Annotated in this window: 24 protein-coding genes; 15 read left to right on the forward strand and 9 right to left on the reverse strand. The window is 71.7% G+C overall.

Annotated elements, in window-relative coordinates; translation table 11 throughout:
* Positions 1-64: 64 nt before the first annotated feature.
* The 6 genes from ACZ4VT_RS29770 to ACZ4VT_RS29795 all read right to left on the reverse strand — a co-directional run bounded on the left by ACZ4VT_RS29770 (position 65) and on the right by ACZ4VT_RS29795 (position 6,172).
* Positions 65-766 (reverse strand): 4'-phosphopantetheinyl transferase family protein, encoded by a 702-nt coding sequence (locus tag ACZ4VT_RS29770; protein ID WP_467954281.1) that lies wholly within the window; start codon positions 764-766, stop codon positions 65-67.
* Positions 763-1,599: an alpha/beta fold hydrolase gene (locus ACZ4VT_RS29775; RefSeq protein WP_467954283.1), complete on the reverse strand. Its 837-nt coding sequence runs from the start codon at positions 1,597-1,599 to the stop codon at positions 763-765. Before ACZ4VT_RS29775 ends, ACZ4VT_RS29770 begins: the two co-directional genes overlap by 4 nt.
* On the reverse strand, positions 1,596-2,069 hold the full coding sequence (locus tag ACZ4VT_RS29780; RefSeq protein ID WP_362812966.1) for an SRPBCC family protein: 474 nt from the start codon (positions 2,067-2,069) through the stop codon (positions 1,596-1,598). Before ACZ4VT_RS29780 ends, ACZ4VT_RS29775 begins: the two co-directional genes overlap by 4 nt.
* A 94-nt stretch (positions 2,070-2,163) precedes the next feature.
* Complete coding sequence (locus ACZ4VT_RS29785) at positions 2,164-3,690, reverse strand: FAD-binding protein (protein ID WP_467954285.1); 1,527 nt, start codon at positions 3,688-3,690, stop codon at positions 2,164-2,166.
* Positions 3,691-3,702: 12 nt separating this feature from the next.
* Positions 3,703-5,265, reverse strand: coding sequence for a flavin-containing monooxygenase (locus ACZ4VT_RS29790; RefSeq protein ID WP_467954287.1), 1,563 nt, complete (start codon positions 5,263-5,265; stop codon positions 3,703-3,705).
* Between the two features lie 10 nt (positions 5,266-5,275).
* On the reverse strand, positions 5,276-6,172 hold the full coding sequence (locus ACZ4VT_RS29795; RefSeq protein ID WP_362812974.1) for a class I SAM-dependent methyltransferase: 897 nt from the start codon (positions 6,170-6,172) through the stop codon (positions 5,276-5,278).
* A 205-nt stretch (positions 6,173-6,377) separates the two neighbouring features.
* On the opposite strand from ACZ4VT_RS29795, the gene ACZ4VT_RS29800 reads away from it, so the two are divergent.
* The 3 genes from ACZ4VT_RS29800 to ACZ4VT_RS29810 are packed head-to-tail and all read left to right on the forward strand — an operon-like array spanning position 6,378 to position 8,379.
* Positions 6,378-6,632, forward strand: a complete 255-nt coding sequence (locus ACZ4VT_RS29800; RefSeq protein WP_030390264.1) for a hypothetical protein — start codon at positions 6,378-6,380, stop codon at positions 6,630-6,632.
* 11 nt (positions 6,633-6,643) lie between these two features.
* Positions 6,644-7,630 carry a 3-oxoacyl-ACP synthase III family protein gene (locus tag ACZ4VT_RS29805; protein ID WP_362812977.1) on the forward strand — a complete coding sequence of 329 codons (987 nt, stop codon included), beginning with the start codon at positions 6,644-6,646 and terminating at the stop codon, positions 7,628-7,630.
* Positions 7,627-8,379 (forward strand): SDR family NAD(P)-dependent oxidoreductase, encoded by a 753-nt coding sequence (locus ACZ4VT_RS29810; protein WP_467954290.1) that lies wholly within the window; start codon positions 7,627-7,629, stop codon positions 8,377-8,379. The genes ACZ4VT_RS29805 and ACZ4VT_RS29810 overlap by 4 nt, the downstream gene beginning before the upstream one ends.
* A 210-nt stretch (positions 8,380-8,589) precedes the next feature.
* On the opposite strand, the gene ACZ4VT_RS29815 is transcribed toward ACZ4VT_RS29810, so the two are convergent.
* Positions 8,590-9,507, reverse strand: a complete 918-nt coding sequence (locus ACZ4VT_RS29815; protein ID WP_362812983.1) for an AfsR/SARP family transcriptional regulator — start codon at positions 9,505-9,507, stop codon at positions 8,590-8,592.
* A 295-nt stretch (positions 9,508-9,802) separates the two neighbouring features.
* On the opposite strand from ACZ4VT_RS29815, the gene ACZ4VT_RS29820 reads away from it, so the two are divergent.
* The 12 genes from ACZ4VT_RS29820 (at position 9,803) to ACZ4VT_RS29875 (ending at position 20,948) form a co-directional block, all read left to right on the forward strand.
* On the forward strand, positions 9,803-11,014 hold the full coding sequence (locus ACZ4VT_RS29820) for an aminotransferase class I/II-fold pyridoxal phosphate-dependent enzyme (protein WP_351301108.1): 1,212 nt from the start codon (positions 9,803-9,805) through the stop codon (positions 11,012-11,014).
* A gap of 43 nt (positions 11,015-11,057) precedes the next feature.
* Positions 11,058-12,311: a beta-ketoacyl-[acyl-carrier-protein] synthase family protein gene (locus ACZ4VT_RS29825; protein WP_467954292.1), complete on the forward strand. Its 1,254-nt coding sequence runs from the start codon at positions 11,058-11,060 to the stop codon at positions 12,309-12,311.
* Entirely contained in the window at positions 12,308-13,165 is an 858-nt protein-coding gene (locus tag ACZ4VT_RS29830; RefSeq protein WP_467954294.1) for a MaoC/PaaZ C-terminal domain-containing protein, read from the forward strand. The genes ACZ4VT_RS29825 and ACZ4VT_RS29830 overlap by 4 nt, the downstream gene beginning before the upstream one ends.
* The gene (locus ACZ4VT_RS29835; RefSeq protein ID WP_467954296.1) at positions 13,162-14,775 is read left to right on the forward strand and encodes an AMP-binding protein; all 1,614 of its coding nucleotides are present in this window, start codon (positions 13,162-13,164) and stop codon (positions 14,773-14,775) included. Before ACZ4VT_RS29830 ends, ACZ4VT_RS29835 begins: the two co-directional genes overlap by 4 nt.
* The gene (locus ACZ4VT_RS29840; RefSeq protein ID WP_362812995.1) at positions 14,772-15,029 is read left to right on the forward strand and encodes an acyl carrier protein; all 258 of its coding nucleotides are present in this window, start codon (positions 14,772-14,774) and stop codon (positions 15,027-15,029) included. Before ACZ4VT_RS29835 ends, ACZ4VT_RS29840 begins: the two co-directional genes overlap by 4 nt.
* 44 nt (positions 15,030-15,073) lie before the next feature.
* Positions 15,074-16,117 (forward strand): hypothetical protein, encoded by a 1,044-nt coding sequence (locus ACZ4VT_RS29845; RefSeq protein WP_467954298.1) that lies wholly within the window; start codon positions 15,074-15,076, stop codon positions 16,115-16,117.
* Positions 16,110-17,012, forward strand: coding sequence for a tryptophan synthase subunit alpha (gene trpA, locus ACZ4VT_RS29850; protein WP_467954300.1), 903 nt, complete (start codon positions 16,110-16,112; stop codon positions 17,010-17,012). The genes ACZ4VT_RS29845 and trpA overlap by 8 nt, the downstream gene beginning before the upstream one ends.
* 75 nt (positions 17,013-17,087) lie before the next feature.
* Positions 17,088-17,462 (forward strand): ectoine synthase, encoded by a 375-nt coding sequence (locus ACZ4VT_RS29855; protein ID WP_030721055.1) that lies wholly within the window; start codon positions 17,088-17,090, stop codon positions 17,460-17,462.
* 57 nt (positions 17,463-17,519) lie between these two features.
* Positions 17,520-18,665, forward strand: a complete 1,146-nt coding sequence (locus tag ACZ4VT_RS29860; RefSeq protein ID WP_467954301.1) for an acyl-CoA dehydrogenase family protein — start codon at positions 17,520-17,522, stop codon at positions 18,663-18,665.
* Entirely contained in the window at positions 18,662-19,399 is a 738-nt protein-coding gene (gene trpF, locus ACZ4VT_RS29865) for a phosphoribosylanthranilate isomerase (RefSeq protein ID WP_467954303.1), read from the forward strand. Before ACZ4VT_RS29860 ends, trpF begins: the two co-directional genes overlap by 4 nt.
* Positions 19,396-20,118, forward strand: a complete 723-nt coding sequence (locus ACZ4VT_RS29870; protein ID WP_467954305.1) for a beta/alpha barrel domain-containing protein — start codon at positions 19,396-19,398, stop codon at positions 20,116-20,118. The genes trpF and ACZ4VT_RS29870 overlap by 4 nt, the downstream gene beginning before the upstream one ends.
* Complete coding sequence (locus ACZ4VT_RS29875) at positions 20,115-20,948, forward strand: alpha/beta hydrolase (RefSeq protein WP_467954306.1); 834 nt, start codon at positions 20,115-20,117, stop codon at positions 20,946-20,948. The genes ACZ4VT_RS29870 and ACZ4VT_RS29875 overlap by 4 nt, the downstream gene beginning before the upstream one ends.
* A gap of 89 nt (positions 20,949-21,037) precedes the next feature.
* Here ACZ4VT_RS29875 and ACZ4VT_RS29880 read toward each other — a convergent pair whose 3' ends face one another.
* Complete coding sequence (locus ACZ4VT_RS29880) at positions 21,038-21,673, reverse strand: DUF6875 domain-containing protein (RefSeq protein WP_467954308.1); 636 nt, start codon at positions 21,671-21,673, stop codon at positions 21,038-21,040.
* On the reverse strand, positions 21,670-22,272 hold the full coding sequence (locus ACZ4VT_RS29885) for a hypothetical protein (protein ID WP_467954310.1): 603 nt from the start codon (positions 22,270-22,272) through the stop codon (positions 21,670-21,672). Before ACZ4VT_RS29885 ends, ACZ4VT_RS29880 begins: the two co-directional genes overlap by 4 nt.
* Positions 22,273-22,333 lie beyond the last annotated feature (61 nt).

A 22,333-nucleotide genomic window follows, 5' to 3' on the forward strand; every position in this document is an offset into this window, starting at 1 on the left:
GGTGACGCGGGTCCGGGCGCCGGGGACACGGACACCGGCCCGGGCCCGGGCCGGTGTCCGTGTCCTAGCGGGGGGCCGCCGAGGAGGTCAGTGCGGGTGCGGCGGCCTTCTCGGGTGGCCGGGGGCCCTCGCGTGTGACGGCGGTCAGGACCAGGTCCGGGCCGGCCAGCCAGCGGCCCCGGTAGTGGGGGTCCACGGGCGGGGGCGGCTTGGGGTGCATGGTCGCCGTGAAGGCGCCGTCGGGGAAGAGGGTGAGGGTGGCGTCGCGGAAGCCGAGCCAGATGCCGGTGGCCGGGTACCAGGCTTTGTAGGCGGCCTCCTTGGCGGAGAAGAAGACGCGGTCCCACGGGACGGTGGGGTCGGCCGAGGCGAGGGCGGCCACGTGGGCGTGCTCCTCCTCGGAGGCGATCAGGGCGAGGACGCCCCGGGGCAGCGGGCCGGCCGGTTCCGCGTCGATGCCCACGGCGGCCATCACGGAGGCGGGGGCCGCCACGGCAGCGCGGTAGCCCTCGCAGTGGGTGATGCTGCCGACCACCCCGGAGGGCCACCGGGGGGCGCCGCCCGGTCCGGGGAGCAGGGCGCCGGTGGGGCGGCCGAGGTCGGACAGGCAGCGGCGGGCGCAGGCCCGGGCGGTGGCGAACTGGGTGCGCCGGTGGGCCCGGCGGCCCTCCATCAGGGCCGCCTCGGCCGGGAAGAGAGGGGCGGGCGCCGCGTCGTCGAAGGCTTCCGATGACGTGACGCCCGGGGGAAGGAGTTCCTCGATCATCGCGCGGCGAGCTCGGTGACGGCGGCGACCGCGAGGAGCGGGCGTTCCAGTGCGAGCATGTGGCCCGCGCCGGGTACCGGTTCGAAGCGGGCGCCGGGCAGGACCTCGGCGAGGGTTTCGGCCAGTGCGATGTCGATCACCTTGTCGCTGTCGCCGTGCAGGACGACGGCGGGGGTGGTGACCGACTTCAGGGCCTCGCGGACGTCCCAGCCCCGGGTGCAGCGGAAGAAGTCCGCCCGCACGCGGGGCGTGGTGGCGGCGAACATCTGCCGGTTGACGTCGCGCACGACGGGGTCCACGTCCTTGCCCAGGGTGGAGCCGAGCAGTTTGCCTCCCAGCCAGGGCCGGCGCAGGGCCCGGGAGAACAGCTCGCTGCCCATCATCTTCACCTCGCTGTCCGGGGTGTCCTGGCCGTGTGCCGCGGTGCCCAGGAGGACCAGGCCGCGCAGCCGGCTCGCCGAGGGCGAGGTGGCGGCGTAGGACAGGGCGGTGAAGCCGCCGCCCGAGTGGCCGACGAGGACGGCCTCGCGGGCGTCGGTCTCGCCCAGGACCGCGGCCAGGTCCGCGCTGAGGCGCTCCACCGAGACGGGGGTGCGGCCCAGGGTGGACGCGCCGTGGCCGCGCTGGTCGTAGACCACCACCCGGTGTCCGGCGCGGATCAGGCGGTCGGTGACGGTGCCCCAGGCGCGGCGGGTGTGTGCCCAGCCGTGCAGCAGGACCACGTCGGCGCCGCGGGGTGTCCCGTGCAGGGGGGCCAGTACGGTCACGGCCAGTTCCGCGCCGTCGTCGGTGCGGACCGTCAGTTCGCCGGCGGTCTGGGGGGCGGCGGTCACCGGGGTACCGCCGACAGCTGCCGGTCCAGTGACGCGAAGGCGGCGAGTGTGGCCTTGGAGTGTTCCGCGCCCAGGTCGGCGACCTTGGCCAGGGCCTTGAGCCAGCCGTGCGGGCTGCCGGTGAAGTGCATCGAGACGCGGGTGCGGCCGCCGGGCAGCGGTTCGAGCAGGAAGGTGCTCGGGCCGCGGAAGACGCCGTCCACGTATTCGATGTCGAGTCGGCGGCCGGGTTCCACGGCCACCGTGCGGGAGGTGAAGCGCAGCTTCAGCCCGCCCTTGTCGACGCCCTTGGTGTGCACGACCACGCCCACCGTGCCGCCGACCTCGTCGGGGGCGCCGGAGACGGCGGTGAACGTGTTGTGCGGGACCCACCACTTCTTGGCGCCGCGGAATTCGGCGACGAGGGCGTCCCAGACGGCATCCGCCGGGGCGTCGATCACCGCCTCGTCGATCAGGTCGTACGTCGTCATCTCGCAGCCTCCACTCGCTATGGGAAAGGCGGTGGGGGCGGGGTCCCTCTCCCCTGCCCCCACCGCCGGGTCTTCACGGCCGGCCGGCCTGCCGTCAGGCGAAGAAGCCCTGGCCGGGCGTGAAGATGTTGTTGGGGTCGAACTTCCGCTTGGCGTTGACGAAGCCGGTCCAGCGGTTGCCGAAGTGCTTCTGCCAGTCGGCGCTCGTCATCGGGATGGAGCCCACCAGGTAGCGCTTGGCGCCGCTGGCGACCGCGATGTCGTACAGGCGGCGGTTCTGGTCGATCATGCCCTGGATGTTGGGCTCACCCGGGTTGGGGAAGCGCAGCAGGTCGAAGAGGTAGACCACGGACTCGTTGGGCATCACCGCCAGCGGCCGCTTGATCTTCGAGGTGTAGAACGGGTAGAAGAGCAGGAATCCGCCGCCGAGGGAGCTGTCGTCCAGTTCCTGCTCGACGAGCTTCATGAACGCCTTGGTCTTCGAGGCGGGCAGGAACATGCTCAGCCACGGCTTGGGCGTGTACCAGTGGCCGCCCTCCTTCAGGTACGCCTCGTAGGCGTCGAGGCGGAACATGTAGTCCCGGAAGGAGACGTCCTCGATGACGGCGTCGGCGCGGACGTCCTTGAGGTCGCACACGAGCTTGGTGCGGTTGGGCGGCGTCGTGTTGTAGGTGGCGCCGACCTCCAGCTTGTAGCGCCAGCCGGAGTTGTCCGGGGTGCGCAGCATCTCGCCGGCGTGGACCTGGAAGCGGCCGTCGGCCAGGACCTTCTCCGAGTCGGCGAGGTACTGCTCGACGTTGCTGTAGAACAGGCTGAAGATGACGGCCCGCTTGGGGGCCGGGATCAGCTTGACGGTGGCGCGGACGATGATGCCGACCTGGCCGCCGCCCGACAGTGCCGCGTTGAACAGCTCCGTGCGCTGGGTGGCGCTGGCGGTGACGAGCCTGCCGTCGCCGGTGACGATGTCGATGGACTGGACGGTGTCGCAGAGCAGGCCGTACTTCTGGACGGTGCCGCCGATGCCGCCGATGCTGATGGTGCCGCCGATGGAGATGTAGAGGTAGTCGGGGAGCGCCGGCGGGGTCTTGCCCACCTGGAGGGTGGCGTCGGTCAGCTGGCCCCAGGTCACTCCGGCTTCGACGACCGCGGTGTCGTTGCCGATCGAGATGATCTTCGACATGCCCTTGGCGTCGATGGAGATGCCGCCGGGGACGCGTGCCTGGCCGTAGACCGAGTGGGACTCGATGTCGTTGCCGGTGCCGCCCTGGCCGTTGACGGCGACCTTGATGTTGTTGGTGCGGGCGTAGTCGACGATCTTGACGATGTCGTTGGTGCTGCCGGGGCGCAGCACCGCCCACGGCTTGCTCGCGGCGCCGTCGAAGAGGTGCCCGAAGTCGTTGGCGAAGGCGTCGACGACGCCGGGGGTCGTCTCCAGGGTTCCGGCCAGTCCCGGTACGGGGACGACGTCGGCGTTGCCGGCGGCCTCGGCGGCCGTCGCCCAGGTCTGGGACACGGTGTTCCAGCCGACGACCGCGACGGCCGTGGTCGCGATCCCGCCCAGGACCCGGCGGCGGGACGGCTCGGCCGGGGTGCCCGCGGCAGTTCTGTGGGTGCTGCTCATCTCGTGCGTCTCCTACTGGTGAGGTACCGGCTTGGTGCTGCGCACCCGGGAAGCGAGCTGGTACTCGCTCAGGTCGAGGCGCTTGGTCCCGCGACGGAAGCGCCAGGTGTAGGTGGGGAAGACCGTCGTGTTGCGGCCGTTTGCGTCGAGGTACCAGCTCTTGCAGCCGCCGGACATCCAGACGGTGCCCTCGAGGTGCTTGTCGAGTTTCCGGTTGTAGGCGTCCTGGGCCTCCCGGCGGACCTCGATGCTGGCCAGGCCGCGCTTGTCCGCCTGCTTCAGGGAGTCGACGACGTACTGGACCTGCGCCTCGATCATGACGGTCTGCGAGGAGTGGCCCAGGGCGGTGTTCGGGCCCAGGAGCATGAAGAGGTTGGGGAAGCCGGCGATGGTGGTGCCCCGGTGGGCGGCCATGCCGTCCTTCCAGGCCTCGCGCAGTCGGACGCCGCCCTTGCCCCAGATCCGGCGGGCGACCGGGCGGTCGGTGGCCTGGAATCCGGTGCCGAGGATGATGGTGTCGACCTCGCGCTCCACACCGTCGGCGGTGACGATCGACTTGGGGCGGACCTCGGCGATCCCGTCGGTGACGATCTCGACGTTGGGCTGCTGGATCGCCGGGTACCAGGTGTTGGAGAACAGCAGGCGCTTGCAGGCCACCAGGTAGTCGGGGGTGAGTCTGGCGCGCAGCGCCTCGTCCGCCACCGACTTCTTCAGGTGGTCGCTCGCCATCTTCTGGACCTTCTCGGCGAGCTTGGGGCGCTTCCAGAAGAAGGCCAGGATCTCCCGGCCCCACATGTTGAAGCCGCGCCGGAACTGCTGGTAGCCGGGCAGCGAGCGGAGCAGCTTGGTGTGGAGCTCGCTGTTGGCCTTGTCGGGCTTGGGGCCGATCCACGGGGGCGTGCGCTGGTAGAGGTCCAGCTGTCCGACCTCGGGCTGGATCTTGGGTACGAACTGGATGGCGGAGGCGCCCGTGCCGATGACGGCGACGCGGCGGCCGGCCAGGTCGTGGTCGTGGTCCCAGTTCGAGGAGTGGAAGATCTTGCCCTCGAAGTCGGTCAGTCCCTTGATGTCGGGGACGGCGGCCTCGCTGAGGTAGCCGGTGCCGGTGACCAGGAACTGGGCGGTGTACTGGCCCTGCGAGGTCTCGATCTTCCAGTGCCGCTCGCCCTCGTCCCAGCGGGCGGCCTCCAGTTCGTGCCCGAACCGGATGTGCGGGCGTACGCCGAAGCGGTCGGCTGTGTCGCGCAGGTAGGCGTACAGCTCGTCGCGGGAGGCGAACGTCGACTTCCAGTTCGGGTTGCGGGCGAAGGAGAACGAGTAGAGGTGGGACATGACGTCGCACGCACAACCCGGATAGCTGTTGTCGCGCCAGGTGCCGCCGACCTCGTCGGCCCGCTCGAACACCAGGAAGTCGTCGATGCCCGACTGCAGCAGTCGGATGGCGGTGCCCAGGCCCGAGAAGCCGGTGCCGATGACCGCGACCCGCAGGTGCCGGGTGGGGCCGCGGCCGCCGGGGGCGCTCTCGGTGCCCGTGCGTGCTCCGCCGTCCTTGGCCGGCTCAAGAATGCTCGTCACGTCGACCTCCTCAGCGGCGCGTGATGGTGACGCGGAAGTTGTTGAAGAACTTGTCCTCGAGCGTGTACGCGAAGATGTCGAGGTAGCGCTCGAAGCGGGAGACGACCTCTTCGCCCTCCAGGGCCACGGCCTCGTCGCGGCGCTCGGCGAGCAGGACCAGCCAGGCGCGGCAGGCCATCGCGAAGGACTCGCGCTCGTTGACGATCTCGTCGATCTCGAAGAGGCCCTCGGCGGCGGCGGACAGCTCGCTCAGGTGGGGGATGTGGCAGCCCTCGAACTCGGAGCGCTGGAGGAACTTCAGGTCGTCCAGGAGCGCGCGGTTCATCGGCAGCGCCTCGGCGGTCATGGTGTGCAGTACGAACTTCGCGCCCGGGTTGAGGGCGTTCGCGACCTGCTGGAAGAAGTACCGGTAGCGCTTGGTGCGCTCCTTCGGCGGCAGGTTGGAGGAGACGAAGTGCTCCAGGGCGTTGATGCAGAACGCGGCGTCGTACTTCTCGCTGTCGTCGGCGACCTTGTAGTCGGCCCAGCTCTGGACCAGCGTGGTGATCTTCGGGTTGTTCAGCCCGTCGATGAACGCTTCCTGGGTGCGGGAGAGGGTCAGGCCGACGGCCTGCTCCGCGCCGTGCACGGTGGTGAGGCGGTTGAGCATGGTGCCCCAGCCGCAGCCGATGTCCAGGACGCGCTTGGTGGTGCCGGCGCTGACGTTCGCGAGTTCGGCGAACTTGTCGAGCTTGCGCTCCTGCGCCTCGTCCAGGGTGGCGACCAGGTCCTCGCCGTCCTCCCAGTAGCCGCCCGAGTACATCATCGTGGGGCCCAGCAGGAGTCGGTAGAAATCGTTGCTGACCTCGTAGTGGTGCCTGATCGCATCGACCTCGGGGTCCACCGACTTGGGGGCGACCGTTGTCATCCTGATCCTCTTTCCTGCGTGTCCGGCGGGCCTTGTTTCCGAATTCGCGACCGAGAAAACCCGATGCCCCGCAAGGCGTGCGCAAGAGGGCCCGGATTCTGGATCCGGTGCGGTGTTGCGCCTTCCTTGCGGGGGCGGAGCTTTTATCGCTCTCGAAAACAAGACACGCACTGCCGAGTTGCATTGCCGAGAGAGGACCGACCCCATGTCGCTGCCCACCATCGAAGAACTGGCGAGCCAGCTCGAGGCCGTCTCGGGTGCCGCGGAGGTCAGCCCCGACGCCCCGCTCCAGCACATCGCGGACGTCGACTCGCTGGACCTGATGGAGTGGCTGTACGGATTCCAGAACCAGTACCCGCACATCCCGGCCGACGAGTCCCTCTTCGCGGACCTCGACGACACGACCACGCTGCGTGACGTCTACGCGAAGATCGTCGATCTCGTCCCGGCTCAGGCGTAGCGAGGGGTGACGTGACCGGCTTCGACATCACCGGGTGGGGCATGTCCGTACCCGAACGCATCGTCACCAGTGCGGAGCTCGCCGAACGGTTCGGCGTGGATGAGCACTGGGTGGTCAGCCGCTGCGGCATCCGCGAGCGGCGGGCGGTCAATCCGGGGCAGACCACCGCCTCCCTGGCCGTCGAGGCCGGCCGGCGTGCGCTGGAGAAGGCGGGGCTGACCGGCGCCGACATCGCCCACCTCATCGTCGCGACCGCCACGCCCGAGCAGCCTTCCCCGGCGACGTCCGCGTTCGTCCATCACGAACTGGGCATCTCGGGGAGCGCGCACGACGTCAACTCCGAGTGCGCGGGCTTCGTCTACGGGCTGGTGTCCGCGATGGCGCTGATCGCCATCGACCCCCGCCCGATCCTGCTGATCGGGTCCGACACCCACACGCTGACGGCCAACCCGGCCGACCGCGACCTGTCCATCCTCGTCGGTGACGGGGCGGGCGCGATCGTCCTGCAGCCGGGCGCGGAGAACCGGGTCAAGGCGTGGAACCTGGGCGCGGACGGCGCCTGCACCGGCTCGCTGAAGGTCCTGGCCGGCGGCAGCCGGATGCCGACCACCCAGGAGACGCTGGACGCGGGCCTGCACTACGCGCAGATCAACGGCAACGAGATCTACCTCAACGCCGTCCGCTACACCGTCCGTACGGTGCGCGAGACGCTGGAGAACGCCAAGGTGGAGGCGGCCGACGTGGACCACGTCGTTCCGCACCAGGCCAACATCCGGATCATCAACTCGATCCTGTCGCACACCGGCCTGCGCCAGGAGGCGCTGATCACCAACCTTCAGAAGTACGGCAACACGGCTTCGGCGTCGATCCCGATCGCGCTGACCGAGGCTCTGGAGGAGGGCCGTATCAAGGCCGGTGACAAGGTCCTGCTGGCCGGCTTCGGAGCGGGCATGACCTGGGGTTCGATCCTGATGGAATGGGGCGGTGTCGCGGCATGAGCAAGAACGGTGCGGGACAGCGGCCCGAGTCCCCGGTCGCGCTGGTGACCGGTGCCTCGGGCGGCCTCGGCCAGGCCCTGGCGCTCGAACTCGACGCGCTGGGCTGTCGGGTCGCGGTCCACTACAACAGCGCCCGCCAGGCCGCCGAGGCCGTGCAGGAGAAGCTGGTGAACCCCTCGGTGCTGGTCACCGGGGACGTCGGTTCGTGGGAGGCCACCCAGGCCCTCCACGAGCGGATATCCGCCGAGCTCGGCCCGGTGGACGTCCTCGTCAACAACGGGGCGATCCGCAAGGACAGCCTGATGGCGATGCAGAACCCGCAGGACTGGGCGCAGGTCATCCAGACCAACCTGATCGGGTCGTTCCACACCGCCCGGGTCTCGGTGCCGCACATGCTGCGGCAGCGGTGGGGCCGGGTGATCAACATCGTGTCGCCGTCGGGCATCATCGCGACGGCCGGGCAGACGGCGTACTCCGCCTCCAAGGCGGGTCTGATCGGCTTCACCCGTACCCTCGCGTCGGAGTGCGGGCGGCGCGGGGTGACGGTGAACGCGCTGTCCCCCGGGTTCATGATCACGGGTATGACGAACACGCTCCCGGACCGGGTCATCGAGGGCATGGAGGGCAAGGCCCCCATCCCCCGCTTCGTCACGGTCGAGGAGGTCGCCCGCAGCGCCCGTCTCTTCCTGGAGCAGGACTGCATGACGGGCCAGGTCATCAGCATCGACAGTGGTGTGTCCATCACCTGATCCCTCTGGCCTCCCCTCCCCCGGCCCCGGCCTCCCACCCCCAGGGGAGGCCGGGGCCGCTCGCCGTGCCCCGGCGGCCGCAGACGGCACCTGCGGCACGGGCCGTAGGGCCGTACGGGCCGTACGGGCGGTATGGCTTCGGGGCCGGCCTGGGGTGGGCAGGGCGAAGGCCGCCGCGGGGTCCGCGGCGGCCTTCGGCGTGCGAGGGGGTCAGGCGGCGGGGAACGAGGTGACGGGGTGGGTGACGGGGTGGGTGACGCAGCCGTGGTCGGCCAGGGAGCAGGGGCGGGGGGCCGAGGCGCGGTGGTCCATCTCGAAGACGCCCATGAGCACCGGGTCCAGGCCGGCCGCGGAGCGCGGGGCGAACGCGCGGGGTTCGGGGGTGCGCAGCAGCTCCAGGTAGGCCGCTTCCGTCTCCGGCGCGGGATCGATCCCGAGCTCCTCGGCCAGTACCTCGCGCAGCTGCTGGTAGCTGCGTAGTGCCTCGGCCCGGTTGCCGGCCCGGGTGTGGGCCGCCATCCGGCAGCGGTAGGCGCTTTCCCGGAAGGGGGCCCGGCGCACGGCCTCCTCCGCGTACCTCAGGGCGTGGTGTTCGTCGCCCAGGGCGGAGGAGGACAGGCTCGCGGTCTCCAGTGCCTTCAGGCGGACCTCTTCGAGCTGCTCGCGCATGGCGTTGACCCACTCGCCCTCGTGGGAGGGCAGGAAGGAGCCGCGCAGGTTCGACACCGCGCCGGCGGCGAGCTGTTGTGCCACGGCGTAGGCGCCCTCCGCGTACGCCTCCGCGGCCTCGGTGACGGCGGTCTCCGCGCATTCCACGTCGACGGCAGCGTCCTGCGGTATCCGCAGGAGGTACCGGCCGCCCTGGGCGACCAGCGGGGTCACTCCCGGCTGGTCCTGTGGCGTGGTGACGAAGGTGCGGACGCGGCTCACGAGGCTGCGCAGCGCGGAGGCCCAGGTGTCCGGCAGGCCTTCGGGCCATATGGTCTCGGCCAGTTGGTCACGGTCCGTGCCGCCGGTCCGCTCGAGGATCAGGCGGGCGAAGGCCACTTGCGCCTGGGCGCTCGACAGGTGTTGCGGCGCTGCTCCGTCCGGCTCGATCGTGACAAGACCTATGAGTCTGATCAGCACTATGCACTCTCCGAAACGGTCGGCTTCCGGCCGTGTCCCCCCTAGCTCGTGCGATTCAGAGGATACCGGCGGGCCGTCTTGGCATGTCAACAGCGACCGGCAAAACATTCCTTCGCGAATGAAAGCCGAGGTCCGGGGATTGTCCTTCGCTTTTCGAGTACGGCCCTGTCCTTCCTCTTGCGGCGCTATTGCGCCCCCCGAGTCTTAATGGAATTCCACTAGAGCCCCGCCGGAACAACGGCGGAGCACCGATGGAGTTCCGGGTCCGCCGGACGATCGCGACGAGGAGAAGCACGTGAACGCATCCGCCGCCTGGAGCCGACTCGAGCCGAAGCTGGCCTACTTCCGCGACCGTGTCCGGTCGCTGGAGTACGAGCCGAATCGCAAGAACAGCTTCGTCGCCTACACCGTCGAGCGGGATTCGGCGTACGCGGACCAGGACGGCCGGCGGCTGCTGATGATGTCCGGGTACAGCTACCTGGGTCTGGCCGGTGACGAGCGGGTGGTGTCGGCGGCCAAGGCCGCCGTCGACCGGTACGGCACGGGCAACCACGGGGTGCGGGCGCTGGCGGGTTCCACGCCGCTGCACGAGGAACTGGAGGCCGAGGTCGCCAAGTTCGCGGGCCGTGAACAGGCGCTGGTGTTCGGTTCGGGTTATGCGGCGAACGTGGGCACCGTGGGTGCCATCGTCGGTCCCGGCGACACGGTCTTCATCGACAAGTACGACCACGCGAGCATCGTCGACGGCTGCAAGCTCTCCGGGGCGACCGTCACCCGCTTCCGTCACAACGACGTCGCCCACCTGGAGCGGCGGCTGGCCGCCGCCCCCGACACCGGTGTCCGTCTGGTCATCGTCGACAGTGTCTACTCGATGGACGGTGACATCGCCCCCCTCGTCGAGCTGCGCAAGGTGTGCGACGCCCACAACGCGCTGCTGATGGTCGACGAGGCCCACGCGCTCGGTGTCATCGGTGCCACCGGCAAGGGCATCGAGGAGCACTTCGACTACGAGGTGAAGGTCGACGTCAAGCTCGGCACCCTCTCCAAGGCCATTCCTTCCATGGGTGGTTGGGTGGCCGGCTCGGCCGAGCTGATCCACCACCTCAAGTACGCGGCCCGCCCGTTCCTCTTCTCGGCCGCGCTCGGCCCGGCCCAGAGCGCGGCGGCGCTGGAGTCCCTGCGGATCCTGCAGCGCGAGCCGGAGCGTGTGGAGTTCATCCAGCGCGAGTCCGAGCGGTTCCGCACCACCTTGCACGAGGCGGGCATCAGCACCGTCGACAGCGAGACCGCCGTCGTCCCGGTCATCGCCGGATCCGATACCGCCGCCTACGACTACGCCACCGTGTGCCGCAAGAACGGTGTCATCGGCCTCCCCGTGGTCACCCCGGCCGTCCCCAACGACCTGGCCCGGCTGCGCATCGCCATCACCGCGGCGCACACCAAGGCCGACCTCGACTTCGCGGCCGAGGCGTTCATCAAGTCGGCGCGCGAGTGCCGCATCATCTGACCCCCCTCACGACGACCGCCCTCACCGCCTTTAGGGAGCAGACATGCCTGGACCGTCCAGGGGCAGTTCGGCGCTTGTGCCCGTCGCCATCACCGGCATGGGCGTGGTCACCCCCGGCGGGTGCACCCCGGACGAGCTGTGGGACACGCTGCGGGCCGGCCGGTCCACCGCCGCCGAGCTGACCCACTTCGACCTCGGCCGCCACCGGGTGCGGATCGGCTGCCGGGTCCGCGGCCTCGAGGGCCTCGCCGGGCTCGTCCCGGCCAAGGAGGCCCGCCGGATGGACCCCTTCGCCCACTACGGCACGGCCGCCGCGCTCGCCGCGCACCGCGACGCGGGATCGCCCACCGCCGAAGCCGGCCGCACCGCCATCGTGGTGGGCAACGCGGTGGGCGGCCGGGCCACCAGCGACCTGGAGTCCGCCCACTACACCGAGGGCGGGCCGGCCCGGGTCAACCCGCTGATGCCGCTGATGACCATGCCCAACGCGGCCGCCGCGCACATCGCCATCCGGCTCGGCTGGACCGGTCCCGCGCTGACCGTCGCCAACACCTGCGCCAGCGGCGCCGACGCGGTCGGGCACGCCCTGATGCTGCTCCAGACCGGCCGCGCCGATCTCGTCATCGCCGGCGGCGCGGAGCACACCCTCACCCCGGTCACCCTGGCCGGCTTCGGCAACCTCAACGCGGTCTCCTTCCGCAACGACGACCCGGAGCACGCCTCGCGCCCCTTCGACAAGGACCGCGACGGCTTCGTGATGGGCGAGGGCGCGGGCTTCGTCGTCATGGAACGGCTGGAGGACGCGCGGGCGCGCGGGGCCCGGACCTACGGCCTGGTCGCCGGGTACGCCGCCACCGCCGACGCCCACCACCTCGCGATGCCGCTGCCCGACGGCGCGGGAGCCGCGGCCGCCATGGCCTCGGCCATCGCCGACGCCGGCCTCGACCCGTCCGACATCGTCCACGTCAACGCCCACGGCACCTCGACCCCGCACAACGACCGGTCCGAGGCCGCCGCCCTCACCAAGGTGTTCGGCTCCGCCCAGCCGCCCGTCACCGCACCCAAGTCGGTCATCGGCCATCTGATCGGCGCCGCCGGCGCCGTGGAACTCATCGCCACCGTGCAGGCCATGCGGCACTGCGAGGTACCGCCCACCGCCAACCACGAACAGCTGGAGCCAGGAATGGACATCGACGTCGTCCACGGTGCACCCCGCGCCGTGCGCCCGGGACCCGCGATCACGAACTCCTTCGGGTTCGGCGGCCACAACTCCTCCGTGGTGGTGACGCCGGTATGACGCTGCTGACCCTGCCCTCCCCCCTGCGGACGCTCACCGTCACCGAACCCGAGATCACCGACTACCGGGGCGCGGCCCGGCGGGGGCTGCCCACCGCCCGGCCCGGTCAGGCCTCCCCCGTCCACACCTTCGTCCTCGCCCACACGGTGGCCGAGCAGACCGTCGCGGCGCTGACCGCCGCCGAGCCCGGCCCGGTCTCGGTGGTCCACCTCGGCCAGGACATCCGCACGGTGCGGCCGGTCCGGCCGGGCGAGCAGGTGAGCGTGGCCCTTGAGGTGGCCGGCATCCGCAAGGAGCCGCGCGGCGCCCGGATCGCGCTGCGGGTGCACCTCGTCGGCGAGGACGGCCCCGAGCCGTTCGCGGAACTGACCATCTCCGCCCTGCTGGTCGGTGCGACGCTGCTGGAGCCCTTCGGTGACATCGGCGTCGGCCCGGCCGCCCCCGCCCCGGCCGGCGCGGGCGAGCCGCAGACCGCGGTGCACGCGCTGACCACCGACTGGATCACCGCGTACGCCCACGCCTCCGGTGACCTCAACCCCATCCACCTCGACGCGGACGCGGCCCGCGGGGCCGGTTTCGACACCGTCATCGCGCACGGCATGAGCGTGGTCGCCCTCGCCGTGGAGGAGGCCGTGGACCGCTTCGCGGCCGGCGACTGCGCCCGGGTCCGCGGCCTGGGCTGCCGCTTCTCGGCCCCGGTGCCCCCCGGTATCCCGCTGGAGATCGTCCTGCAGCCCGACGCCGAGGCCCGCGTCGTCCGCTTCACCTGCAAGACGCCGAGGGGCGCGGCCGTGAAGTCGGGCTGGATCGAGCTCGCGCAGCCGGCGCCGCAGGAAGGAGAGGACCGGCCATGACGACGAGCGTCCCGGCCGCCCCGGCCGCCCCGGCTGTCGAACTCGGTTTCCTGGGAGGGTTTTTGACCCAGGTCCGCGACCGCCCGCACGCCACCGCGCTGCTCTTCAACGGGGAGGAGACCAGCTATCGCGAGCTGTACGAGCTCGCCGGCCGCGAACGTGACCGTCTCGCGCGCCTGGAGCTCGCCCCCGCGGTGCCGGTCGGTGTCCTCGCCGACAAGTCGCCGGCCGCCGTGGCCCTCGTACTGGGCTGTCTGCTGGCCCGCCGGCCGCTGCTGCTGCCGTCGCCGGCCCTCGCCGACACGCTGCTCGCCGATCTCTTCGCCCAGGCCGGCTGCGCCCGGGTGCTGGCTCCCGGCGGTCAGCCGGCCAGGGTCACGCCCAACCCGGCCGTCCGGGCCCAGCCGCTGCCGGCCGAGGAGGCCGCGGACGTGGCGTTCATGCTGACGACCTCCGGCTCCACCAGCCTGCCGAAGATCGTCCCGCTGAGCCTGGACGCCGTGGACCGCTTCACCCGCTGGGCCGGGAACGCGTTCGGGATCGGCCCCGACCGCACCGTCTTGAACTACGCCCCCCTCAACTTCGACCTCTGTCTCCTCGACGTGTGGACCACCCTGGCCCGCGGCGGGCGCGTCGTCCTCGTCGACCCGGCGCTGGCCGCCCACGGACGCCACCTGCGCGACCTGGTCCTGCGCCACGACGTCCACGTCGTGCAGGCCGTCCCGATGGCCTTCGGACTGCTCCAGGACGCGGCCGACAAGACCGGCGACACCTTCCCCGGCGTCGAGCACGTCATGTTCACCGGCGACGCCATCCCCGACCGCACCCTCGGCGCGCTGCCCGCCCTCTTCCCCAAGGCCCGCATCCACAACATCTACGGATGCACGGAGACGAACGACAGCTTCGTCCACGAGGTCGAGGCCGCCGACTCCTCGGCCGGCGCGCTCGCGCCCGTCCCCATCGGCCGCCCGCTCCCGGGCGTGGGGGCCCTGATCCTGGACCCCGACACCGGGGTGCTCGTGGACGGGCCGGGCAGTGGGGAGCTGTATGTCTCCACGCCGTTCCAGACCCGCGGCTACCTCGACCGGACCCGGCACGCCGACAAGTTCACCGCCCACCCGCTGGGTTTGGACGGGCGGCGCTGGTTTCGCACCGGCGACCTCGTACGGCGCGACGCGGCCGGCACCCTGCACCTGAGCGGACGCACCGACTTCCAGGTCAAGGTGCGCGGGGTCGCCGTCAACACGGCCGAGATCGAACGGGTCCTGCAGGAACACCCCGACGTGCTGGAGGCGGGCGTCGCGGCCCTGCCCGACCCGATCGCCGGCAAGCGGCTCATCGCCGCCGTCCGGCGCGCCCCCGGCTCCCCCCTGACCGGCCTGCAGCTGCGTACGCACTGTGCCCGGCACCTGCCCAGGGCGGCGGTCCCCCACCAGCTCACGCTGACCGACGCCCCGCTGCCGAAGACCGCCACCGGAAAGGTCGACCGCAAGGCGCTCGACCAGCTCGACCAGCCGGCCTCCCCCACGGCCGCACCCACCGCCACGCCCGTACCGGCACCTGCCACGACATCCGTCGCCACACCTCTCGCCGAAGGAATCCCGTCATGAGCAACATCGACACCATCAAGAACTTCGTCATCACCGAGTTCCTCCCGGGCACCCCGGCCTCCGAGCTCGCGGTCGACCACGACCTGCTCAACGACGGGGTCATCGACAGCCTGGGCGTCCTCAAGCTGATCGCCTGGGTCGAGGACCGCTTCGAGCTCGCCATCGGCGACGCCGACCTGGACCCCAACAACTTCCGCAGTGTCGAGGCCATCGACACCTTCATCGCCGAGGCCCGCCGCACGGCGGCCGCGTAGAACCACCCACCACCACCCCGACGCAGACGAGACGGAGAGCGACCGTGCACGACGCACTCACCGGCCTGCTGGAGCAGCGGGCCCCGGTCGGCCGGGAGACCTGGCGGTCCTGGTGGGACCAGCTCGGCGACGGCCAGCTAGACAAGAGCGAGGTCGTCGCCCTGCTGGCCTCCCTGGCCAGCCGGCTCCCCGACCACCAGACCCTGCGCCACCTGCTGGACTCGCTCGCCGAGCGCCGGCCGGCGGCGACGGTGACCACCTCCTGGGAGGGCACCGTGAACGTCGTCGGCACCGGCGGCGGGCCCAAGACCTTCAACATCTCCACCGCTTCGGCCTTCGTGGCCGCGGCCGCGGGGGTCAAGGTCGTCAAGACCGGGTCGCGGGCCTACACCAGCTCGCTGGGCTCCGTCGACCTGCTGGAACGGCTCGGTGTCCGTCTCACCTCCTCCTACGCGCAGACCGAGGACACCCTCGCCGCCCACGGGATCGCCTTCGCCGGGCCCTTCGTCTATCCGGCGCAGCTGACCCGGCTGGCGCGGACGGTGGCCCCGTACTCCATGAAGCCGTTCGGCCGCTTCCTGAACGCACTGGGCCCCTTCCTCGCCGACCTGCCGGTGACCGCCCAGGTCACCGGGGTCTCGGCGGCCGCTCCCCTGGACACCCTGCGCCGGCTCGCCGCGACCACGACGACCCGCCGGATCTGGCTGACGTCGAACGACACCGGCGCGGACGAGCTGCTGCCCTTCGCCACCAACACCGTCCACGGGCAGCAGTCCCTGACGCGGATCATCCGGCCGGGCGAACTCATTCCGGGCGACGGCTCCTTCGGGGACCTGCGGCCGGCTTCCGAGCCCGCCGCGGCCGTCGACCACTTCCTGGCCGTCCTGGCCGGCACGGCGGGCCGGGTGGCCACCCACACGGTCTGCCTGGGCGCGGCCGCCCTGGTGGTGGCCTCAGGCCTGCGCCGGGACTGGTCCTCGGCGGTCGCCCTCGCCGAGGGCGCGGTCCGCTCCGGCGAGGCCCACGACCTCGCACGGCGCCTGGCGGGGACATCCGCGGTCCGTACGCCGGCGGTGGCCCGTGTCTAGGCCCGCGGCGCCGGCCGCGCAGCGGGCGGGGACCGCCCCGGCCCCGACCCCGGCGGCCCGTCGCACCCAGGCGTCGCCGGCAGGGGGCCCCGCGCCCTTCTTCGCGACCCGGCGGCCCGGCACCGCCCCCGGCCTGGCCCTGTTCCTCAACGCGGGCGACCCGCCGCTGCCGGTCCTGCGGGACCTGGTCCTGATGCTCGACGAGGAGGGCGTGGACTGCCTGGAGCTGGCCGTCCCGTTCCCCGACTCGGTCACCGACGGCCCCGTCGTGCGGCGCTCCGCCGGCCGGGCCCTGGAGCGTGGCGGCGCCGGCCTGGACGATGTACTGGCCTTCATCGCCGGCGTACGGCCGCACCTGGCGCACCTGCGGATCGCCCTCCTCGCCGACTGGAGCCACTCCCTGAGGCACCGCGATCTCGCGGCGACCACCGGCGAGATCGCCGCGGCGGGCGCGGACGGACTCCTCCTGCACGCGCTGCCCCCGCGGCTGCGCGAGGCGCACCTGGAATCGGCCCGGGCGGCCGGGCTGGCGGTGGTCACCACCTGCTACGCCAGCAGCCCGGCCGAGGTCCGGGCCCAGGCCGCCGCCCAGGCCCGCGCCTACCTCTATCTCGTCGCCCACTACGGACGCAGCGGGACCGCGCCGGCGGCCGGCCATGCCGCGCTGGCGCAGACCGTCACGGATCTACGGGCGCACACGGCGTCCCCGATAGCCGTCGGCTTCGGGGTCAGCACACGGCAGGACGTTCAAGCCGTCGGCGCATCCGGCGCCGACGCCGCGATCATCGGCTCCGCCGCGGTGGCCGCCGTGGAGCGGGCGCAGGAGAGCGGCCTTGATGTGACCGCCGCCTTCCGCACGTTCGTCCGCTCGGTCCTGCCCGAAGGGCCGCACTGACCTTCCCTGCCAGCGGAAGCGAGCTCCACCCCTCATCAGCACCATCCGTGCACCACCTCACACCGGGAGATTGCCATGATCGTTCGCGACATCGAGTCCGTGAAGACCGTCGAGTGGGGCAACGGCCTCAGCCGCCGCTTCCTCCTCGCCGAGGACGGCCTGGGCTACTCGCTCACCGACACCACGGTGCTCGCCGGCACCAAGTCGCGTCTGGAGTACGTCAACCACCTGGAGGCCTGCTACTGCATCGAGGGCTCCGGTGAGGTCATCGAGCTCGACGGCACCTCGCACGAGATCGTCCCGGGCCGGATGTACGCCCTCGACCAGCACGACGCCCACTTCCTCGTCGCCAGCCCGCACGAGGACCTGCGCCTGGTCTGCGTGTTCTCGCCGGCCCTGCGCGGCGACGAGGTCCACAGCCTCGACGCCCACAGCTCCTCCGCCTACTGAGACGCGCCCGGCGCGCCCCGCTCGTCCGAACCGTCAGCCGAATCAAAGGGGTCCCTCGTGATCCGTTGGAACGCCGACCAGGCAGATCTGCGCGAAGGCCTGGAGCGGTGGGGAGACGCACTCAGCGCAGACCACATCGAACTCGACGAGCAGTCCGCCTTCTCGCAGGACAAGTGGAAGCTCGTGCAGAAGACCGGGATCCTGTCACTGCCCTTCGACGAGGACCACGGAGGCCTCGGACAGTCCCTCCTGACCACCATGTACGTGCTGGAAGGCCTCGGCGAGTTCAACCGGGACTCGGGCCTGAGCTTCTCGGTCACCACGTCCATCTGTTCCACCGGGATCCCGATCCAGCAGTTCGGCACCGTGGATCAGAAGGAGCGCTACCTGCCCGGGATCTGCTCGGGCGAGATGATCGGCGCGCACGCCATCACCGAGGCCGAGGGCGGCTCCGACGCCATGGCGATGGCCACCAGGGCCGTGCGGGACGGGGACGACTTCGTCCTCAACGGCAGCAAGGTCTTCGTCAGCAACGGGCCGATCGCGGACGTGATCGTGGTGTACGCCCGGACCCATCCGGACGGCGGCCCGCTGGGGACCACCGCGTTCCTGGTGGACCGGAACACTCCCGGGGTGAGCGCCGGCAAGCCCATCAAGAAGATGGGGCTGCGGACCTCTCCGCTGAGCGAGCTGTTCTTCGACGACGTACGGGTGCCCAGGACCGCGGTGCTCGGCAGGGTCGGGGGCGGGTTCCTCGTCCTGGACCACGTGATGAAACGGGAGATCCTCTTCTCGTTCATCGTCAACGTGGGCGAGATGCAGCACCGGCTGCAGCGGTGTGTCGACTACGCGAAGACGCGCAAGTCCTTCGGAAAGGCGATCGGTTCGTACCAGACGATCGCCAACAAGATCGTCGACACGAAGATCCAGCTGGAGACCGCCCGCAAGTGGCTCTACGACACCGGGGAGAAGCTGGAGGCGGGCGAGAACGTCACCGTGGACCTGGCCATCGCCAAGCTCGTCACGAGCGAGAGCAACCTGGCCACCAGCATCACCGCCGTGCAGATCTTCGGCGGCCACGGCTACATGTCGGAGTTCGGCCTCGAGCAGGACGTGCGCAACGCCCTGGGCGGCACGATCTACTCGGGGACGAACGAGATCCAGTACAACCGCATCGCCTCGATGCTGGGACTGGGCAAGTGAGCACCACCCGCCCGCTGTCCCGGACGCTGCTGAAGGTCTGCGGGGCCACCGGCCCCCGCGACATCGAGGCGGCGGCGGCCGCCGGGGCGGACTGCGTCGGCCTCTGGCACGGCGTACCCGGCGGCCCTTCGGAGCTCGATGCGGACGGGCTCGCCGCCCTTGTGGCGGCGGCCCGTCCGGCCGGGCTCCTGCCGGTCCTGGTGACGTTCCTGGCCGATGCCCGCGAGCTGGCCGCGATCGTGCGGCGCACCCATGTCGCCTGGGTCCAGCTCCACGCCTACCAGCCGCCCGCCGTCGTACGGGCGCTGCGCGAGGCACTGCCCGCGCACGTCGGCCTCGTCAAGGTGCTGCACGTCGACGAGGGGGGCGGCTGTGTGGAGCGCCCGCTGATCGGCGCGTACGAGCGGGCCGGCACCGACCTCTTCCTCCTCGACACCGCCACCGGGGACGGCCGGATCGGCAGTACCGGCGCCGCGCTCGACCCGGCCCGTCTCACGTCCCTGCTGCCCCGGCTGAGGCGTCCCTTCCTCCTGGCCGGCGGTCTGAGCCCAACCAACCGTCCCGCCTACGAGGACGTCGTACGCCACCACGGTTTCCGCGGCATCGACGTGGACACGGCGGCACGCGACAAGGCGAGTGGTCGCTTCGGCGTCCCGGAGATCGCCGCCCTGGCCCGCGCCTGGCGCACGGGCACCCCTGTTCCCGACCCTCCCCGGCTGGAGCTTTCGCGATGACGAAGCAGAACCGGAACGGCTTCCCTTTTCTCGAGGCCCTCCTGGCCTCGCCGACCCCCGTGGTGATGGAGGTGAAACGGCGCGACGCCCACGGCTACGACATGCTCGGCGGCCGGACGCCCGCCGCGATCGTGGAGGCGTACGAGACGGCGGGCGCCCCGTGCATCTCGGTGGTGACGGGCCGCTGGTTCGGCGGCTCGCCCGCGCTGCTGCGGGACGTGGCCGCGCTCAGTGGCCTTCCGCTCCTCCAGAAGGACTTCATCACCAGGAAGGACCAGATCCGCACGGCGAGGGAGCTCGGCGCCTCGGCGGTGCTGCTGACGGCGGCGCTGCTCCCCGCGTCGAGCATGCGGACCCTGGTCACGGAGTGCCTGCTGGCCGGCCTCACCCCGTTCGTCGAGATCACGACGGAGGCCGAACTCGAGGCGGTCCACCACCCCCAGGAGTGTGTGATCGCGGTCAACAACAAGGACATCAGGACCCGCGAGCGGGGCGCCGGCGACCTGGGGCGCTCCCTCGACCTGCTGCCGGCGGTCCTCGCCGCCGGCGCCGCCTGCCCGGTGAGCGCGAGCGGCATCGACGGCCCGGTGACCGCCGCCCACCTCCTGGACGCCGGGTTCGGCGGTCTGCTGGTGGGCACCTCGCTGCTGCGCACCGGGGCACCCGTCGAGTGGGTGGACACGATGGCGGGCGCGCGGAAGGGGCTGGCCCTGCGATGAGTTCGACGACGGGCGGCGCACGCCCCCACACCCTGAACGCCGCGGGCATTCCCCTGTCGGGGCTCTGGGCCCTGCCCGAGGGCCGGGAGGTCCGCTCCACGATCCTGGCCGTCCACGGCCGCGGCATGCGGGCCGCGTACTGGAACGCCCTCATCCCCCTCGCCACCGGCCTGGGCCACGCGGTCCTGGCGCTCGACCGGCCGGGCTACGGCGACTCGGCGGACCTGCTGCCCGAGGGCCAGAGCCTGGCCGGCCAGGCGGAAACCCTCCACGCGGCCCTCAAGGAGCACGCGGCCGGGCACGCCATCGGCGCCGGCGTGTTCCTCCTGGGCCACTCCGACGGCGGCAAGGTGGCCCTGCACACGGCGGCCACCGACGGCGCCGTCCCCCTGCTGGGCCTGGACGCCTCCGGCGTCGGCCACCAGTACAACCCGCGGGCCCTGCACTTCCCCTCCACCCTGGGCGGCGGTGCCTCCACACTCAACTGGGGCCCCCTGAACCTCTACCCGCGCGGCACCTTCCAGGCCAGCCGCGCCCTGCTCGCCCCGACCCCGCCGCGCGAGTCCGCGGAAACCGCCTGGTGGCCCGGCCAGTACGAGGAACTGGCCCCCCGCGTCCGCGTCCCGGTCCGCCTCACCTTCGCCGAGCACGAGGCGTGGTGGCACCTGGACGAGCCGGCCCTGGCATCGATGGCGGCCCTGCTGACCTCAGCCCCGCACGTCAGCGTGGAGCACCTGCCCGCGGCGGGCCACAACATCAGCCTCGGCCACGCGGCCACCGCCTACCACCTGCGCGTCCTGGCCTTCCTGGAGGACTGCCTGCGGCTCTAGGAAACCGCCCCGCCGCCCCGCGACGCCGATCGGCCGCACCCCTCGTGAGGGGGTGCGGCCGATCGGCGGTCAGCGGGACGGCGGGGCGCTCAGGCGGCCACCACCCGGCTCACCAGCTGGTCGCGGATCCGGGCCGGGAGCGCCGGCGCGAACCGCTGGAGATAGTGGTCCATGTGGGAGTCGTCGCTCACCAGGAAGGGAAGGTCGAAGACCAGGAGCTTGCGGACCGCCAGCAGCGGCAGCGGGGCGCGCAGCGGGCGGAACGACTCGTTGTACAGGCCGGGTTCCTCACAGACCGGGTGGAACTGCCCGATCATCAGCCCCTCGGCGACGAACTCGTCCTTGGCCTTGCGCTGGAGTTCGTCCAGCTCCACGGAGTCCGTGGGGTCGAAACCCGGCAGGACCAGCAGGATGGTGAGGAGTTCGCGGTCCTCGGGCGAGAGCGGTTCGCAGAGGACCGCGTGGCGGGTGCGCAGCGAGTCGACGGCCATGGCCAGGTCCTCGCATCCGGCGGACGGCAGGGCCAGGTGGAAGAGGTCCTTGCGCAGCGAGGGCTGGGTGTAGGGGCACACGGGTCCGGTGCGGCCCAGTTCGGGGTGGCTGGAGACGAGGAAGTCGCGGCTCCACATGAGGACTTGCAGGAGCGGGCCGATGGCTTCGGGCGGTGCCTCGCCGCGGGCGACCTGGCTGCTGGTCCACGACTGGATCAGGTCGTCTCCCCTCATCGGGGGTTCCTCCACATCGGTCGGAGTACGGGTCCGCCGTCGGGCAGGGTGATGTCCGCGCCCAGGCGGTCGAAGCCGGCGCGGCGGGTGACGGCTTCGCCGCCCGGTGAGCTGGCCTCGGTGTAGGCGCCGACGCCGTCGGCGTCGGCGCGGGCGGCGATCTCGGCGAGGAGCCCGGACATCAGGCCGCTCTGCTGGTGGCCGGGGCGGACGGCGCCGAAGGAGGCGTAGTAGTGCGGGCTGTGCGGGTGGCGCTGTGCCTGGAGGCGGGCGATGGTGCGCAGGGCGTCGGTGTGCTCGCCCAGGGCGTGGGCGAAGGCGGCGTCCAGCGCCTGTTCGTCCGGTTCGGCGCCGGGCGGCAGGAACAGCAGCACCGCGTCGCCGTCGGGGGTGGTGAGGATCCCGTCGTGGGCGGCGGAGAGTTCGACGAAGACCCGGAAGAAGCCGGGGAGCAGCTCGGCTCGCAGCCGCTCGTCGGGGATCATCCAGCGGGTCAGCGCGTCGTCGTGGAAGGCGGCGGACATCAGGGCGGACAGGTGGTCGGCGGACGGCCGGTGGGGCCGGGGTAAGGCGGTCGGGCTGGACGCGTTCGGGGACAAGGCGAGGACCTCCGGTCGGAAGGACGGGGCGGGAAGGAACGGGAAGAGAAGGGACGGGAAG

It is taken from the genome of Streptomyces sp. NPDC029164, from assembly GCF_055563995.1.